Annotated in this window: 15 protein-coding genes; 3 read left to right on the top strand and 12 right to left on the bottom strand. The window is 47.4% G+C overall.

Annotated elements, in window-relative coordinates:
• The first annotated feature begins 6 nt into the window (after window positions 1–6).
• Window positions 7–657: a YigZ family protein gene (locus tag LBPC_RS04630; RefSeq protein ID WP_003593868.1), complete on the top strand. Its 651-nt coding sequence runs from the start codon at window positions 7–9 to the stop codon at window positions 655–657.
• Window positions 658–750: 93 nt separating this feature from the next.
• Here LBPC_RS04630 and rny read toward each other — a convergent pair whose 3' ends face one another.
• The 12 genes from rny to LBPC_RS04570 all read right to left on the bottom strand — a co-directional run bounded on the left by rny (window position 751) and on the right by LBPC_RS04570 (window position 14,889).
• Complete coding sequence (gene rny / locus LBPC_RS04625) at window positions 751–2,322, bottom strand: ribonuclease Y (RefSeq protein WP_032780956.1); 1,572 nt, start codon at window positions 2,320–2,322, stop codon at window positions 751–753.
• A 301-nt stretch (window positions 2,323–2,623) separates the two neighbouring features.
• Window positions 2,624–3,685: a recombinase RecA gene (recA, locus tag LBPC_RS04620; RefSeq protein WP_003661345.1), complete on the bottom strand. Its 1,062-nt coding sequence runs from the start codon at window positions 3,683–3,685 to the stop codon at window positions 2,624–2,626.
• A 56-nt stretch (window positions 3,686–3,741) separates the two neighbouring features.
• Window positions 3,742–4,983 carry a competence/damage-inducible protein A gene (locus LBPC_RS04615; protein WP_003661346.1) on the bottom strand — a complete coding sequence of 414 codons (1,242 nt, stop codon included), beginning with the start codon at window positions 4,981–4,983 and terminating at the stop codon, window positions 3,742–3,744.
• A 374-nt stretch (window positions 4,984–5,357) separates the two neighbouring features.
• Window positions 5,358–5,951, bottom strand: a complete 594-nt coding sequence (gene pgsA / locus LBPC_RS04610; protein WP_003564171.1) for a CDP-diacylglycerol--glycerol-3-phosphate 3-phosphatidyltransferase — start codon at window positions 5,949–5,951, stop codon at window positions 5,358–5,360.
• The gene (locus tag LBPC_RS04605; RefSeq protein WP_003593861.1) at window positions 5,948–6,877 is read right to left on the bottom strand and encodes a helix-turn-helix domain-containing protein; all 930 of its coding nucleotides are present in this window, start codon (window positions 6,875–6,877) and stop codon (window positions 5,948–5,950) included. The genes pgsA and LBPC_RS04605 overlap by 4 nt, the downstream gene beginning before the upstream one ends.
• Window positions 6,878–6,963: 86 nt before the next feature.
• Entirely contained in the window at window positions 6,964–7,692 is a 729-nt protein-coding gene (gene ymfI / locus LBPC_RS04600; protein ID WP_003569514.1) for an elongation factor P 5-aminopentanone reductase, read from the bottom strand.
• Window positions 7,692–8,984: an EF-P 5-aminopentanol modification-associated protein YfmH gene (gene yfmH / locus LBPC_RS04595; RefSeq protein WP_003661348.1), complete on the bottom strand. Its 1,293-nt coding sequence runs from the start codon at window positions 8,982–8,984 to the stop codon at window positions 7,692–7,694. Before yfmH ends, ymfI begins: the two co-directional genes overlap by 1 nt.
• Window positions 8,981–10,243, bottom strand: a complete 1,263-nt coding sequence (yfmF, locus tag LBPC_RS04590) for an EF-P 5-aminopentanol modification-associated protein YfmF (RefSeq protein ID WP_003593857.1) — start codon at window positions 10,241–10,243, stop codon at window positions 8,981–8,983. Before yfmF ends, yfmH begins: the two co-directional genes overlap by 4 nt.
• Before the next feature lie 8 nt (window positions 10,244–10,251).
• Window positions 10,252–12,573, bottom strand: a complete 2,322-nt coding sequence (locus tag LBPC_RS04585) for a DNA translocase FtsK (RefSeq protein ID WP_016365284.1) — start codon at window positions 12,571–12,573, stop codon at window positions 10,252–10,254.
• A 172-nt stretch (window positions 12,574–12,745) separates the two neighbouring features.
• Window positions 12,746–13,156, bottom strand: a complete 411-nt coding sequence (locus LBPC_RS04580) for a DUF1149 family protein (RefSeq protein ID WP_003564159.1) — start codon at window positions 13,154–13,156, stop codon at window positions 12,746–12,748.
• A gap of 126 nt (window positions 13,157–13,282) precedes the next feature.
• A complete protein-coding gene (gene trmL / locus LBPC_RS04575; protein ID WP_003564157.1) occupies window positions 13,283–13,792 on the bottom strand; it encodes a tRNA (uridine(34)/cytosine(34)/5-carboxymethylaminomethyluridine(34)-2'-O)-methyltransferase TrmL in 510 nt (169 codons plus the stop codon).
• Between the two features lie 254 nt (window positions 13,793–14,046).
• The gene (locus tag LBPC_RS04570; protein WP_003569501.1) at window positions 14,047–14,889 is read right to left on the bottom strand and encodes a methyltransferase domain-containing protein; all 843 of its coding nucleotides are present in this window, start codon (window positions 14,887–14,889) and stop codon (window positions 14,047–14,049) included.
• 65 nt (window positions 14,890–14,954) lie between these two features.
• Here LBPC_RS04570 and LBPC_RS04565 point away from each other — a divergent pair, with 65 nt between their 5' ends.
• Both LBPC_RS04565 and LBPC_RS04560 read left to right on the top strand, forming a co-directional pair.
• Window positions 14,955–15,902 (top strand): magnesium transporter CorA family protein, encoded by a 948-nt coding sequence (locus LBPC_RS04565; protein WP_003564155.1) that lies wholly within the window; start codon window positions 14,955–14,957, stop codon window positions 15,900–15,902.
• A 239-nt stretch (window positions 15,903–16,141) separates the two neighbouring features.
• The gene (locus LBPC_RS04560) at window positions 16,142–17,119 is read left to right on the top strand and encodes a GMP reductase (RefSeq protein WP_032775136.1); all 978 of its coding nucleotides are present in this window, start codon (window positions 16,142–16,144) and stop codon (window positions 17,117–17,119) included.
• The last annotated feature ends 32 nt before the right edge of the window (window positions 17,120–17,151 follow it).

Genomic DNA, 17,151 nt, shown 5'->3' with positions numbered 1-17,151 from the left:
TTACGCATGTCAGAGCAATATCTTACCATCCAACAAACCGGCAACTACACAAATACCATTAAAAAATCGCGTTTCATCACCCATCTTGCGCGTATCAAGGATGAAGACGATGCCAAGGCCGTCATTGCGCAAGTATCAAAGGAAAACGCCAAAGCTACCCACAATGTTTTTGCTTATGTTCTTGGCGATACCAATCAAATTCAACGCGCAAGCGATAATGGCGAGCCTTCTGGAACTGCCGGTGCCCCAACACTGGAGGCTTTGTTGCAGCATGACTTGCGTGATGTGGTAGCCGTCACGACTCGTTACTTTGGCGGCATTAAACTTGGTGCTGGCGGACTCATCCGGGCGTATGCAGGCAATGCCAACACGGCGATCGAAACCATCGGCATTGTGGCGCGCATCAAACAAAAAGCTGTAACTTTTACCATTCCTTACGCTGACTTTGATCCAATTCAGCATTTTTTGACAACCAATCATTTGTCAATTGCGAACACTGATTACGGGACTGCTGTTACCATCACCCTGTATCTAGATGATGAGCATTTGCAGGCGACGCTCGCGGCCCTAAATGATTTCTTGAATGGACAGTTTTCGCCTACCATTGGCGCCAGTCAATACCGCGAAGTCCCTTTACCAAGAAAGCCTAAGCTCTAAGAGGACATCTAACTGTCTAACAATAATGTCCGAACTAAAACAGCATAAAAAATACAGTACCCACCAACTTTGTGCTGGTGGGTACTGTGTTTTTTACTTGGCGTATTCCACAGTCCTTGTCTCCCGAATCACGGTGACTTTGATATGGCCTGGATACTCCAGTTCTTTTTCAATTTCATTGCGAATATCACGAGCCAAGATGACGCTCTGATCATCAGAGAGCTTTTCCGGTTGGACGATGACCCGGACTTCTCGACCTGCTTGAATAGCGAAACTATGATCCACGCCAGCATGACTGTTGGCGATTACTTCTAGTTTCTCCAAACGATGAAGATAGTTCTCAAGCGATTCCGACCGCGCGCCTGGGCGGGCAGCTGAAATCGCATCTGCTGCGGCAACCAGTACCGAAATGACACTGGTTGGTTCAACGTCACCATGATGCGATGCAATGGCGTTGATGACCGTCTTTGGTTCCTTGTACTTCGTTGCCAGCTCAACCCCGATTTCAACGTGAGATCCGTCAACTTCATGGTCAAGCGCCTTGCCTATATCATGTAATAACCCCGCGCGTTTCGCTAAGGTGACATCTTCTCCTAATTCAGCAGCCATCACACCAGTCAGTTTGGCGACCTGAATCGAATGATCCAGAACGTTCTGACCGTAACTCGTACGGAAGTGCAATCGGCCCAAAATCTTAATCAGATCGGGATGCATATTATGGATACCGACGTCGAAAATGGCTTGTTCACCAATTTCACGAATCCGGTCGTCCATTTCTTTGCGCGCCTTATCAACCATTTCCTCAATTCGTGCTGGATGGATCCGACCATCTTGAATGAGTTTTTCCAAAGCAATTCGCGCGATTTCCCGGCGAATTGGGTCAAAGCCGCTCAAAACAACGGCTTGTGGGGTATCATCAATAATCAAATCGATACCTGTCAAAGTCTCAAGTGTCCGAATATTTCGACCTTCACGGCCGATGATTCGGCCTTTCATGTCGTCATTTGGCAAGTTCACCACGGTCACTGTCGTTTCGGCAACGATGTCAGAAGCGCTGCGCTGAATCGCATCGGCGATCAACACTTTAGCTTTCTTATCCGCGGCTTCCTTAGCTTCATCTTCGCTTTCTTTGATCATCACGGCGCGTTCATGCGTCAGTTCTGATTGTGTCTGGTCAAGAATCTGCTGCCGAGCCTGTTCATGAGTCAACTCGGCGATCCGTTCAAGTTCTGTGTGCTGTTTACTGATTTCTGAAGAGATATCTTGTTCACGTTCATCTAGCTGTTGCTGCCGCTTGTTCAAATTTGCTTCCCGGTCAGCAAGACTTTGTTCCTTGCGATCTAGCGTATCGTCCCGCCGATCCAAAGTATCCTCTCGCTGATTCAGTCGATGTTCCGACTTCTGGACTTCTGTCCGCCGATCTTTCAATTCATCTTCAAGTTGGGTTCGATAGCGATGATTCTCGTCTTTTGCTTCCAGCAGTTTTTCTTTTTTTAAAGTCGCTGCTTCTTTTTTAGCGGCCTCAATAATGCCTTCTGCTGTCTGCGTCGCTCGATCCAAATTGTTCTGGTGGAGCTTCTTTTGAAGTGCAAATCCGATCAATAAACCGACCGCTAAAGCGATGACTGCTGCGAGGGTTATTGAGACCAGTGTTACTGAACTCATCATTTCACCTCCGCATCATCTAAGCGATTCAATCAAATTTTGATCAAAATCTTTGATGCTTTTTTAAATTATTACACCTCTATTAGTTTACGTGCTAGGGTGCAAGGTGTCAACCGAAGCGGGAGGCGCACAGCGGCGCCTAAAAACCAGCATTAAAGCAGTCTTAAGTCTGGGTGATGCTTTTTACGAACTGAGAAAAATAAAACATATATCAAATCTCCTTAAGACCGCTCAGATAAAAAAACTTGCGCCATCGGACTCATCACATCCGACAACAGCAAGTTGACTCATGACTCATGATTCATACTTCAGCCTGTTGATGTATTTCGGGTTGATCTTCACTGACCGAAGCCGTCTCCCGACCAGGTGCGGCTGCCATACCATAAGCCACGCGAACCTGTTGTTTAATCGTCTGCTGAAGATCAGCGTGGTTATCAAGATATGTCTTAGCGTTTTCGCGACCTTGGCCGATGCGTTCACCTTGATACGCGTACCATGACCCTGCTTTTTCAACAATATCTCTCTCAACGGCCATGTCGACAAGTTCGCCAGTTTGCGAAATGCCTTGGCCATACATGATATCCACAATTGCTGTTCGAAAAGGCGGTGCCACCTTATTCTTGACCACTTTGATTTTAGTGCGATTGCCGACGACATCTGCGCCTGTCTTGATCTGTTCCGACCGCCGGATTTCTAACCGAACAGTCGCATAAAACTTCAATGCACGACCACCTGGTGTCGTTTCCGGACTCCCAAAAATGATCCCGACTTTCTCACGAATCTGATTAATGAATAAAGCAATCGTTTTTGTCTTATTGATGGAACCGGATAACTTACGTAACGCCTGTGACATTAATCGGGCTTGCAAGCCAACATGGGCATCCCCCATATCGCCCTCAATCTCAGCCCGCGGCACCAAAGCAGCAACTGAATCAATCACCACAATATCAATGGCACCAGACGCGACTAGTTCATCAGCAATCTCCAGCCCTTGTTCGCCTGTGTCTGGCTGGGAGAGCAATAATTCGTCAATATTGACGCCCAAAGCAGTTGCGTACTTGGGATCCATCGCATTCTCGGCATCAATATAGGCGGCAGTACCGCCTTGCTTCTGCACTTCAGCAACAGCATGCAGCGCGACGGTTGTTTTGCCGGAACTTTCCGGTCCATAAATTTCGACAATTCGTCCGCGCGGAAAGCTCCCAACACCAAGTGCATCATCAACGGCAAGTGAGCCGCTAGAGACAACGGAAACGCGCGTGTCCGCCTTAGCACCCATTCGCATAATCGCGCCTTTACCAAAATTTTTTTCAATCTTTTTCAGTGCAACATCCAATGCTTTCTGGCGTTCGTCTCCTGCCATCTTGCCGCCTCCTCTTGCGTAAACCTGACGTATTAACGTGTTAAAGAATGATTCTGTTAGGCCTGCAGCGCCCTTAATGCAAGCATCATACCAGTCATCACAGCACGCTGCCGAACATCATTGCGACCGCCAGGAAAATGGTAAACATGTGCTTCAGGCAGTTGGCCGCGCCGCGCTAAACCGATCCAAACCGTACCAGCAGGCTGTCCTTCCAGCGTGTCTGGACCGGCAACGCCGGTAAAGCTGACACTTATATCCGCCGCTGCCTTACGCCGAGCATGTTCAGCCATCGCCTTGGCTGTAAATGCGCTGACAACTCCGTGTGCCGCTAATTCGCGAGCATCAATTGCCAAAAAAGCGGCCTTTGTTGCAAGTGAGTAAGTGACAAAACCGCCCTTAAAATAAGTGGATACCCCCGGCACATCGCCTAACGCTGCTTGAAATGCGCCAGCAGTCAAACTCTCAGCTGCAGTAATTTGCATATCATTTGCCGCAAGCGTCTTCACAACCTCTTTTGCCAAACTATTGTCGTCACCGTAGCCGTAAAAATATTGACCATCACGATCCATGATGGCACCGATCATTGGTTCTAACTTTGCATCAGCGTCTTTTTCGGTAGCGCCACTGGCAGTGACGCGCACCGTCACCTCATGATCCTTGATATAAGTTGCAATGGTCGGATCGGTTTGGTTGGCAATCAAGTCGTCCAGATCTGTCACTAGTTGCGATTCGCCAATGCCAAAGAAACGTAAGACCCGGCTGACCATAATTTCCGCGTGGCCGCTCCATTTTGCTAGCCGCGGCAGCAGTTCATGATCAACCATCGGAACGAATTCCTTCGGTGGTCCCGGCAATAAGACATAGGTGTGCTGCCCATTGACGATCCACGCGCCAACCGCTAAGCCAACCCGATTGACCAAAATATCGGCGCCTTCCGGATACATGGCCTGTAATTGATTATTAGGCGTCATTGGCCGCTGCTGTTGCTTGACGCGCGCCTGTAATTTAGCCATAGCGTCAGGATCTTCAACCAATTTGCGGTTCAAGTGCGCTGCCAATGTTTGCTTGGTCAGATCATCTGGTGTCGGTCCTAACCCGCCAATCAAAATAACTAAATTACTGCGACTTTCCGCCAACTTAATGGCCTCCCCAAGTCGCGGCCCGTTGTCTCCCACCACCTGTTGATGGTAGCTATCAATACCCAGTGCTGTCAGTTGCTTAGCCATATAGGCACCATTTGTGTTAGTAATCTGTCCCATCAGGATCTCTGTCCCGACAGCAATAATCTCTGCTTGCATACTTTTCCCACCTAACAATAGAATTCGTTTTTTAAGGTACTTGACCTGACATTTTTAAAAAAAGTTGCAACTAAATAGCTGTATGGTGCTTAGATACTTCTTCACTAAGGTAAGCGTGCATTTTTTGTTGGCTGATTCATGCTTTGCTCGCAACCGGGCCTGCTGGTCCAAAAGCTTGCACATAGGGATCTCCGTATTTGCTGGTGGGGGTTCCCCACCCAGCTTAGGTTAGTGGCGACTTCACGCTGCGCTCGCAAACGCGCTCGCAGTCGCAGAAACCTACGTTCAAGGCCACTTACACTCCGGTTTCTAATCGCTCCTGCTCGCGCTCTACAAAAATACCCAAGCACCTGCCTGGGTATTGGAATAACTTATTATTGATGACTTGAACCGAATGAGTCCTTGAACACACCACGGTTTTTGTAGAAGTATTCGACACCTGAGTAAATCGTGAAGAAAACGGCGACATAGAACAGGATCAGTGCAAACGGCACATTGATATTGTTAAACCATGCGTTGTTTAGCATCAAGAAAATAATGGCAAACATTTGCGCGTTTGTTTTGATTTTTCCCGGCCAAGCCGCTGCTAAGACTTCACCTTCGTTTGAAAGCAATAAGCGTAATCCGGTTACGGCTAATTCACGCCACAGGATAATCGCGGTTCCCCATGCTGGAATCTGACCATTGGCCGTCAGAAAGATGAAGGCAGTCATAACCAGCAGTTTGTCAGCCAGTGGATCGGCAAATTTACCGAAATTAGTGACCAAATGCTTGCGTCGGGCAATTTGACCGTCAGCAAAGTCGGTTAAAGAGGCCACAATAAAAATAATCAGCGCGATAAACCAGCTCAAGGCGACCTTAGTTCCTGCAAGTGTCAGATACCCAGCCGGCCAATCAAGTGCCAGCAGGATCGTGAAAACAGGAATCAGAAAAATTCGGATGAGCGTTAATTTATTCGGAAGATTCATTCTTGCGAACCCTCGCTTTCTGTTGCATCAGCCGTGAAGGTGATGGTCCGTACGATGCTGGTTCCCTTTGAGATATCAACACTCTGACCATTGAGCTTGATGGTGGTCGCAGTTGCATTGCCTGACCGCACTTGGAATGTCGTGACGTTGTCTGGCAATGTCACTTCTTGCGAATTACCTGATGTCAATGAACCTTGCCACGTCGTTGAGCCGTTCACAATTACTGAAATCCAAGCAGTGGCGCCGGTTGCACCAAGCGTTAACTTGTTACCCGTCTTCGGCAGATTCTTTAAAGTAACTGCCTGAGTAGCACCATTGGCATCCGCTACAGAAATGTCCAATTTCGAACTCTTTTTAGTACTCTTCTTGGACGACTTCTCCGCAGTCTTCGAAGAACTAGAAGCCGCTGATGTCTTGCTTGTTTTCGAAGATGTCGACGATTTCGAAGTCTTGGATGTACTACGCTTCGATGAGACCGCAACACTTTCTGAATCTGTCGGGATCGTTTGCTTGGGTCCTGATTGGTAAACCAACATGATGACATAGATCACAATGACTGCCACGACAACAATTGCAGCAATCGCAATTTGCGGTAAATAACGCCGCAAACGGTTAACCGGACTCGCTTCTTCGGCGCGGGTTGCCCGAGTCTTATTTTCAACTGATTGTGCTGCATACTCTTGGGGTTGAGGTTCCGGGATGTCCTGCTGGAATTGCGTCAGCAACGCATCCCCATCAAGGCCGACAGTGTCAGCATATTGTTTAATAAAGGCACGCACATAAAAGTCGCCTGGCAGCGCATCAAAATTACCTTCTTCGATCGCGATCAGGTAGCGTTTTTGAATCTTGGTGATCTGTTGAAGATCATCAATCGTATAGCCTTTTTGAATCCGGGCGTCCCGTAATTTTTGCCCAATTTCATCCATAAGTTTTATTCACCCGCTATTTTTTATTGACCATTTTCAGTATATCATGAAAAACCAACTGCAAGCCTTAAGAAATCCTTTGTTTCCTAGATTCGCCAGCCACCTGTAACATATAAAGTTTGTCCTGTTAGATAAGCAGCATCTTTTGCAACTAGCATAGTCACATAGTAACTAATATCTTGTGGGGTCGCAAATCGTGCAGCAGGAATTTCCTCTCGAACCTTGGTCAAGGTCGCTTGATCAAACATTTTAGTGTTCATTTTTGTTGTCACTGCACCTGGCGCGACCACATTGACCGTGATGCCCAGACTGGCCACTTCCTGAGCATAGGCTTTTGCAAAGGCACTTTGCGCGCCTTTGACAGTACTATAGGCCACTTCCATCGCTGAACCTGCGCCACCATAGACAGACCCGATAAAGACAACGCGGCCATGACCGGACTGTGCTAATTTGTGCTCGATCTTCGTTAAAAGAGCCATCGGCGTCAATAGATGCACGCGCATCAAAGTTGTTAATTCAGAAACGGTTGTATCTTTAAATAAATGATAATACGTCATCCCTGCCGCAAAAATGACCGCGTCCAAGCTAAAAAGCTGGGCCGTCAAATCATCCAAATGACGATCATCAGTTAAATCATACTGTAACGGAATAAAATCCTGATTCGGATACGCCGCTTGAAAAGTCGCAATTTGGCTGGTAACCACTTGTTCGTGTTCAAAATAGTGCAGGTACAATGACCAGCCATCGTGGGCCAACTTTTTAGCCACCGCTTGGCCAATGTCACCCGACGCACCAACAATCAAAGCTGCTCGCATCAATCTGCCTCCGGAATCATATCTAAAACGGTCAATGCTTTCGCCTGAAAAACCTGATCAATCATAGCTTGTAAATCCGCTAGCGTGATGCTGCTCAAAATCTCGGGGAAATCAAACAAACTCGCCTGGCCAAAACTCAACGCACTTAGCTGATTGGCCACACCATTCAGTCCGTTAAGGCCAGCGTAGTATTTACCCAGTGACGCCCGCTTAATTAGAGCAACCCGGTCGCGGGTCAAATCCGGCTGTGTCGCTGCGTTTAGCAACACATGTTTGATCGCATCACTTAATGCGTGCGGATCATCGGTATCACCACCGACCAAGCCATAACTAAAGCTGCGCTGGTTCGTAAAATCAAAATCAAATGAGTCATCAATCAATCCTCGGTCATACCAATCTTGATATAACTGGGAAGAATCGCCAAACAGAACTTCTAACAAGAGCCGAATGGTTAATTGGTACCGCCAGCCCTCAGCCGTTGTAGGAATCGCAACCTGCCCTTTGATGCCGACCAGCGTCTTTGGGCGACTAATTGGCATCTCCAACTGGCGATATGGCACGATATCATCCGTCTGCAAATCCGCGTGAACGCCACGCACAATCGCCTGTGGCGCCGGAAACTGTTTGGCTGCTTGATTAGCCGCAACAAAAGCCATAATGGCATCAGCATCAATATTTCCCACAACAATCAATGTCATGTTGCTTGGTTGATAGAAAACCCGATGAATCGTATACAACATTTCCGGCGTGATTTGGGCAATACTTGCCACTGTGCCAGCCACATCAACATGCGCCGGATGGTTTGGAAAAAGGTTTTCTAACAAACCGGCATAACCGCGCCACCCTGGATCATCCTGATACATTTGAATTTCTGACCCGATAATGCCTTGCTCCTTAGCAACTGATGCCTTAGAAAAAAATGGCGTTTGCACAAAATCCAGTAAAATCTGTAAGTTCTTCGTCAGCTGCGTTGTTGTAGAGAATAAAAAACTCGTTTTGGTCGCACTCGTGAATGCATTTGCTGATGCCCCAGTTTCACCAAAAAGATCAAAGGCATCATGATCTTCCTTTTCAAATAGCTTGTGCTCAAGAAAGTGGGCAATTCCGGCCGGATAAGTCACCATCTGTTTGCCATTTGGTGCAAATTGCGTATCAATCGAACCATAATCGGTTGTCATGATCGCATAGCTTTTGTGATACGCGGGGCGAGGCACAACTTGCAATCGCAGCCCGTTCGATAGCGTGGTCGTGATCACCGTTTCATCGACATCACTAAAATACTGTGTCTTCATTCGCTATCCTCCCCAGTCAAGAAATAGGTGGCCTGCAATTTCATATCTGCGGCGGCCTGTTGAACCGCTTGGCGATCAACCGCCTTAATCCGCTGAGCAAACTCATCAAAATTCTGTGGCGCATCTGGTACTAACAACTGATACAACGCCTGATTTGTCAAAAACCGTGGGCTGTCATAGGCGGCACGCTGATGATCCAAAATGCCGTCCTTCACGGCCTTCAATAGGGCGTCAGAAAAATCGCCATTGACCACTGCCGCCAACTGATCACGAATAAGATCAGCAACTTGCTGACGATCTTTTCCTTCAATCCCGGTTTGAACCAGCATCAAGCCGCGAAAATCATCGAACATGGAGCTCGCATAATAAGCCAAACTAGCCTTCTCGCGGACATTGGTGAATAGAAGTGACAAGCTCGAGCCGCCAAATAATTCCTCTGCCACTAATGTTGCTGCATATTTGGGTCCCATCAAATCAGTTTCAACATGATAAGCCAAATCAAACTTGGCCTGTTGCGCCTTCACCTTGGTTGTTTGGGTCAGCACATCTGGATGCGTCGGCAAATCAAACGCCACTGCTGGTACGGTTTGTGACCGAGCATCAAGTGGCCAATCAGCAAATAATGCTGCCACTTGCTTAGGATCAACATCCCCTAACACCGTGATGACGACCTGATCATGCTGCATCATTTCTTGATAGTAAGCAGCCAAACTGGACGCCGTCAGCGATGCAAGATCTTCCCGCGTCCCAAAACTCGGAATAGCCTGATCCTGATCGGCTCCAAAATATAGTTGCTGCACTCCCAGCGCCGCTTGGGTTTGGCGATCATCATCTAGACTGGCTAAATAATGATCCAAATTCTCCTTTTCCCGCGCAAAAGTGGCTTCGTCAAAACGACCCGCCTGCATGTTGGGTTCAAACAAGATGGTGCGTAAGAAGGCCGCTGCTTGAGGCAATAAAGGCGTATCGGTAAACCGATCATCCACGGTACTCATCGTCACGCCAATTCGATGCAACTTGCCTTCACGGGCCACGCCAATACTGAAATTAGCGCCATAGAGCGACTCGAGATGCGCTGACAAAGCTGCTTGCGTCGGATAGACAGCGCTATTCGTTTCTAACAGGCTTGTTAATAATGTTCGTTTAGTCACTGTTGCCCGTTGCAACGGTGCTAAAAATTGCACATTGATGCGGGTGGTTTTAAATTGCGTTGTCGGCAAGACAATCAACCAAACACCCGGTTTCATTTCTTTTCGCATAAAACTCCTTATGATGGCGTACCATTCGTTACTTGTTCTGGCGTCACAAAGACTTTGCGCGGTTTGCTGCCTTCACTTGGCCCAACAATTTGATTGGCTTCAAGATCATCAATCAAGCGCGCCGCTCGATTGTAACCAATTCGGAAGCGTCTTTGCAGCATTGACGTCGAGGCACTCTGCTGTGAAATGACAAACGCCTTCGCATCATCATATAGCTCATCCTCTGAATCACCGGGTTTCTCAGCCTCCGTATTTTCCGTTGGCGTCATGCTCTCCACATATGCAGGTGAAACTTGGTCAGTAATTGCCTTAACAACTCGCTCAACGTCCACAGATGGTATGAAGGCGCCTTGAATTCGCATCGGTTTAGATGCCCCAATTGGTGAAAAGAGCATGTCGCCGCGACCTAGAAGTTTTTCGGCACCGTTACTGTCTAAAATAGTTCGTGAATCGATGCCACTAGACGTTGCAAAAGCAATCCGCGAGGGAATATTCGCTTTCATTAGCCCAGTGATGACATCCACAGACGGCCGTTGTGTCGCAATGATGACGTGAATACCAGCCGCTCGTGCCATTTGAGCCAAGCGGACGATGGCAGTTTCAATTTCGTTACCTGCCACCATCATCAAATCACTCAACTCATCTATGATCACGACAATATACGGCATCTTTTGTTGGCCGCTTGTCGGATCAGCCGCCACCTTTTGATTAAATTCGGTCATATTCCGCACGCCAGCCGCAGCAAAACGTTGATACCGCTCATCCATGGCCGTTAAAATCTTGTTCAGCGCACTTGGCGCCCGTTTAGCTTCTGTCACAACCGGCGTTAATAGATGCGGCACGCCGTTGTATACCGACAATTCAACCCGTTTAGGATCTATCAACATTAAGCGAACATCACTTGGCTTCGTTCGCATTAAAATGCTAGTTAAAATGACGTTGATCATGACTGATTTACCAGAACCGGTGGCGCCGGCAATCAGCAAGTGCGGCATTTTTGTCAAATCAAAAGTCACGACTTTGCCGTTCACATCGCGACCCAATGGTAAGACTAATGGGCGATCAGGCGACTTCGGCGTTTCTGCCATGACTTGTTTGAAGCCGACCGTTGCAATGTGTTGATTTGGCACTTCAATCCCAATCAATGATTTACCAGGAATCGGTGCTTCGATTCGGATATCCTTTGCTGCCAAAGCTAAGGCCAGATCGTCCGAAAGATTGACAATCTTTGAAACCTTAACGCCGACCGCTGGCTGAATCTCGTATTGGGTAATCGATGGTCCAAGTGTGGCACTTTTAACCGCAACATGAACCCCAAAACTTTCAAAGGTTTCTTTTAGTTTAACCCGATTTGTTTTGATCGCCTTGTATTCAGCACTTTGATCAACTGGCGGAATCGTTGTCAGCATGTCAAGATCAGGCAACTGATAATTCGTGGAAGGATCGTCTGCATCAAGTCCAGATGCCGCTTCACTAGTCTCAGGTTGTGGCGCAGTCGTAGCTGACTGCGGCTTAGGTTCTGTGCGTGGCAAGGGAACCGGTTGCGTCGATTCGTGAACCGGTGCCGGCCCGTTAATCGTGAAATCATCCTGGTGATCAGGTGTTTCACTGGGTGCTTCGTTTTCGGTAACCGGCGTAGTTGTCTGTGGCTTCGCAGAAACGGTTTTTTTCTGCTGGGCAGCCGCTTTTTGCACGCGTTCTTTTTTCATAGCCGCCACGGCTGCTTGTACCTGCATCACGCCATGTTTACAAGCTTGCCCACACCGCTGCAACCAATTAAAAACCTGATTCGCACCCACACCTAGAAAAGCTAATGTGCCAACAACGATGCCTAGCCATGCAAGAATCGTTGCACCGATGCTGCTTAGTAAAGGGGCAAGTAACGCATACAAACCCGCCCCGATCAATCCCCCGCCAACACTAGAGGCCGTCGTCATTAAGCCGAAATCATTTTGAAGTAGGCGCCAGGTCGCCAACAAATAATGACTGTGCACATTCAATGTGGTCATGGTGCCTGCGCTTAACAGTACCAAGGCACAAATTAAGATAATTGCGAGGCCAACCCACACATGCCGTGCCAATTTCGGCAATCGATCTGCGAAGAGAAACCAAATCCCCATCAGGATCATCCCTGCACTGACAACTAGAAAGCTATCACCAACAACCAATCGGAAAACATTAGCAAACACGGTTCCGACAATGCCTAACCGGAAAAATGCCAAGCTGGCGAACACCACAAATAACGCACCGACCCAACTAAGGGTGTGCTGTTGTTGTTTGGTAGGTCGTTTTCTGCGCGGGCTTTTGCGTCCGCTGCGTTTCTGTGCCATCGTGATGCTCCTTTCATACCCGCCTATTATACACGAGCTGAACTCGCAAATAAAAAGCCATGATGATTCAGCGATCATTGAGCTAAAAGACAACGCCTGTCGTCAGAATGCATTCGCGCTCATCAAAAAAGCGGCTGATAACGGCCGCCTTTCATCATGACTCAACTTTGTCTTATTTTGTTTGGCCCGGTTGTTCATCACTGGCACCAAACTGAAGGTTAACCCCTTGATCCAAGGCAACTGCGGTCACTTGGTAAGTCAACGTTTCAATGGTTTCAACCAATGGCCGGCTTAGTTTGCCAAGTTCGGCTTGCGGCAATTCATTTGCCTCACCAAAATAATCCAAAACCTGCACAATCTGGGTAATTTTGCCAGAAATCTCAAAACCGGCATCGTCAGGGACAACGTCAAATGGAATCATCATCTGAAAAAGATTGCCTTTTTTCAACTCATCTTGTTTAGCAGGATCTGACCATTCAATCTGGCGCATGGCAACTTGCAAGTCGTTCTTAACCGGTGTTCCTTGCTTAACCAAATCATAGTGAAAAGATTCAACCGCGATAGGGTAACGTTTTGTTTCCATAAATACAGCCTCCTAAACGCGCTTGCCAACCGAGAAACCTTCTTGTAAGCGTCCTTTTCCATAACGGTCAAAGCCATTCACATGCCAGTTTCTACTCGAGCCAGCTCGCACACTTCTATTGTTGGGTTACTTTAATTTGTCGTGCTCGTACGTATGTGATGTTTCAAGTCCTGCAAAATGCTGCTGGCGTAAAGCTTCATAAATGACCAATGCTGCGCAATTTGACAAGTTCAACGCGCGGACGTTGTCAGTCATGGGAATACGTAAGCACTGATCGGCATGATCGCGCATGAAGCCTTCCGGTAGTCCCGTCGTCTCTTTGCCAAAAAGGAAATAATGATCCTGATCAATGTCGGCATAATCTCGGTCTGAGTATGTCTGATCAGCAAACTTAGTAATAAGGTAAAGGTGTTGGGGTTCCTTAACGGTTGCCATGAAGTCATCCAGACTATCATGATAGATGATCCGGACGCGTTGCCAATAATCCAGACCTGCACGACGCAGATGCTTATCATCTGTCTCAAATCCCAGTGGCTTGATGAGATGCAAATAGCTATTCGTTGCTGCACAGGTTCTGGCAATGTTCCCGGTATTTGCCGGAATCAGCGGTTCAAATAAAACAATATGATTCGCCATGTTATCTTCCCTTCAACGCAAGTGGTTTAAGTTTAGCACATTTAACTTGCACGAACAGGCCTTGTGGACAGGTCAATTTGTAAAAATAAGCAAGAAAAAAACGCATTGCTTCGGAGCGCACTCAGCGAAGCGATACGTTAGTGAAGTAATTTATCGCAAACTTTTATCAATTACCCAAAAGCTAGCCCTGATAAAAGTTAAAAATAAATAGCTTAAAGGAATATTAACACCAGCCATCGATGTTTACAACCCTTTTACTTGACAAGATGCGACACAGTGAGCAAATCAACATCAATATGGATACTAATCGGCGGTGCAGCAAGCATTTGGTCGCGTTGATCGGCGGGCGCCTGCCACGTTAACGGGGTCATGGCCATTAAATCGCCAAATTGAGTTGGCGCTAACGGAAAATCGTAGGTGATTGTCTCCTGACTCGCATCAGGGAAAGCTGCTAAGAACCTTTTCAAGACAGGCTCATTGTTATACACAGCCTTAGCCGTCCCGGAGTATAAGCCTTCCCGGATTTCTCGAAGATAACCCGCCCGCGGAATAATTTTCAATAGCTGACCATCAGGACGCAGCACACGTCTGAATTCACGATAATTACCTGGCGAAAAGATGTCGGTCACGGTATCAAATGCATCGTTAACGAAAGGCAGGTGGGCCAGATCCGCAACCGCAAACAGAACTGGTGCCGCTAAGCCGCCTGCTAGATTGATCGCCGGTGATGAGATATCAAAACCCACGGCAGTTTGTTGACCCGCCTCGGCCAAATACGCAGTCGGCGTGCCTTCCCCGCAGCCGACATCTAACAGTCGTTGATGTTTCGGAAGTTTGGCTGCCATAGCTGCCAAAAATGGGGTGAACAAACCAGCGTTCAACATTCGCCGTCGTGCGGCTAACATCGGCGTCGTGTATTCGGTGGCTACTTGCTGATTCAGGAAGTTCAGCGTCCCTTTGTGGCTGAAATCGCGTACATGTCCGTTGACACAAACCAACGATCCCGCTGTCACCTGTAATGGTTGTCCACAGACTGGACAAGCAAAAAGCGGTGCTTGTGCTGCTGCCAAATGAATTTTTGTTTCACGCTTACGCATGTGTTTCCCTCCTGCATCCTGCTGTTGCTTGTTGTAAACTAAAAGAAAAAGCCAAGGAGCCCGCTATGCTTGCAATTTATCGATTTGATGACAAAACCGGTCAACTGAACCAGCAATCCCGCATCAGTCCAGGGGTCTGGATCAATGTGGTTGATCCTACTCCTGCAGAACGTCAGCAACTACAGGACAAAGCTAAGCTCTCAGAAGCTTTCCTTTTGTACGGCCTTGATCCCGATGAAGGTGCCCGTTACGAATACGACGAAGATAATGATAGCCATCTGTTTATTTTCGACATGCCCATCGTCACACGGGACGCACGTAAAAAGGTGGTGTACGAAACGGCTCCGCTAGCGATCATCATCACTAATACTGCGGTGATCACCATCAACGGCGAGCCGATTCCACTCCTCAGTCTTTTTGCAGAAGGTAAAGTCAGTAACTTCGACCCTCGCCGACAAAATCGGTCCGTGCTGCAGTTCCTTTACCAGATTTCAATCAGTTACCTAACCTACCTACGTGATCTAAACAAGGCACGCGAAGCCAATGAAAATAAACTGCAACGCAGCCTCCGCAACGAAGAACTCTACGGCTTGATGGGCATTCAACGGTCACTGGTTTATTTTATGATGAGTTTGCGGACCGACCGCAACGTCCTCGAACAATTAAAACGCAGCAATCCTCTTGGTTTGGATGAAGACGACCAAGACTTTCTGGAAGACACCATCATCGAAAATCAACAAGCCATCGAAATGGCACAAATTAGCAATTCTATTATTAACGAAACGGCGGACACCTACTCGTCAATTATTAACAATAACATGAACGGCGTCATGAAGTTCCTAACTTCTTATTCAATTTTGTTAACCATTCCCACTTTGGTCTTCTCGTTTTACGGGATGAATGTTCATCTCCCTTTGGCTGATATGAAGGTGAGCTGGATTATCACCATTGCCATTTCCGTTGCCATTGCGGTAGTACTTGCCTTTCAATTTTGGCGCAACAAGTTTTTCTGAGCCTTCTGTGACGTGTTACATCCTCGTTTGCCGCATCAATTACCACTGTCGTTTTTCTAAGCCGGGCAACCGGCTTTTCTTTTCATTTATCAAAACACGAACATTAAAAAAGAATGTATGTACTTTTGATTGACTTTTACAAAACTTTCGCGTATCTTAGCACTTGGTGTTTTGAATAACACCAATAATGCTTAACAATGTTCGGCTTTTGCGAAAGGATGAATCCGATGAACAACGGCATGCAGATTTTTGATTACGAAGACATTCAAATGATTCCTAACAAGTGTGTGGTGCAATCACGTAAAGAGGTTGATACCAGCGTGAAATTTGGCCCGCATACTTTCAAGATTCCAGTCGTTCCCGCTAATATGCAAACCATCATCGATGAACCTTTGGCGATCTGGTTGGCAGAGCACGATTACTTCTATATTATGCATCGCTTCCAGCCGGAACGCCGGATGGATTTTGTTCGCGATATGAAAAAGCGCGGCTTAATCGCTTCAATCAGTGTCGGCGTCAAGGATGACGAGTTCGATTTTATCGAAGCACTGGCTGCTAATGAGCTGACTCCTGACTATATCACCATTGATGTTGCGCACGGTTATGCTCAGGTGGTCATTGACATGATTCAACATATCAAACATTATTTGCCAAATGCCTTTGTGATTGCTGGTAATGTCGGCACCCCAGAAGCTGTCCGGGAACTTGAAAACGCTGGTGCCGATGCTACCAAAGTCGGCATCGGTCCTGGCAAGGTCTGCATCACCAAATTAAAAACCGGTTTTGGTACGGGCGGCTGGCAATTAGCTGCTGTTCGTTGGTGCGCCAAAGCAGCCCGTAAACCCATCATTGCTGATGGCGGCATTCGCAATAATGGTGACATCGCCAAGTCAATCCGTTTTGGCGCCACCATGTGCATGATTGGTTCCCTTTTTGCTGGCCATGAAGAAACACCTGGCAAACACGTCAACATTGACGGCAAGGAATATCAGGAATATTACGGTTCAGCGTCCGAGTATCAAAAGGGCACCCACCACAACGTTGAAGGCAAAAAAATCTTGTTACCTGTCAAAGGCAAGATTGGTGACACGTTAAAGGAAATGCAAGAAGACTTGCAGTCAGCTGTCTCCTACGCCGGTGGCCGCGATCTCGAGTCCTTGACCAAGGTCGATTATGTCATTGTTAAAAATTCGATTTTCAATGGCGATCAATATTAAACGCTTATTTTTTGTAAGTGTTGCGAGCGGCT

Source organism: Lacticaseibacillus paracasei subsp. paracasei (assembly GCF_000829035.1).
GTDB classification, from domain to species: Bacteria; Bacillota; Bacilli; order Lactobacillales; family Lactobacillaceae; genus Lacticaseibacillus; species Lacticaseibacillus paracasei.
This window is presented reverse-complemented; position numbering and strand designations above follow the sequence as displayed.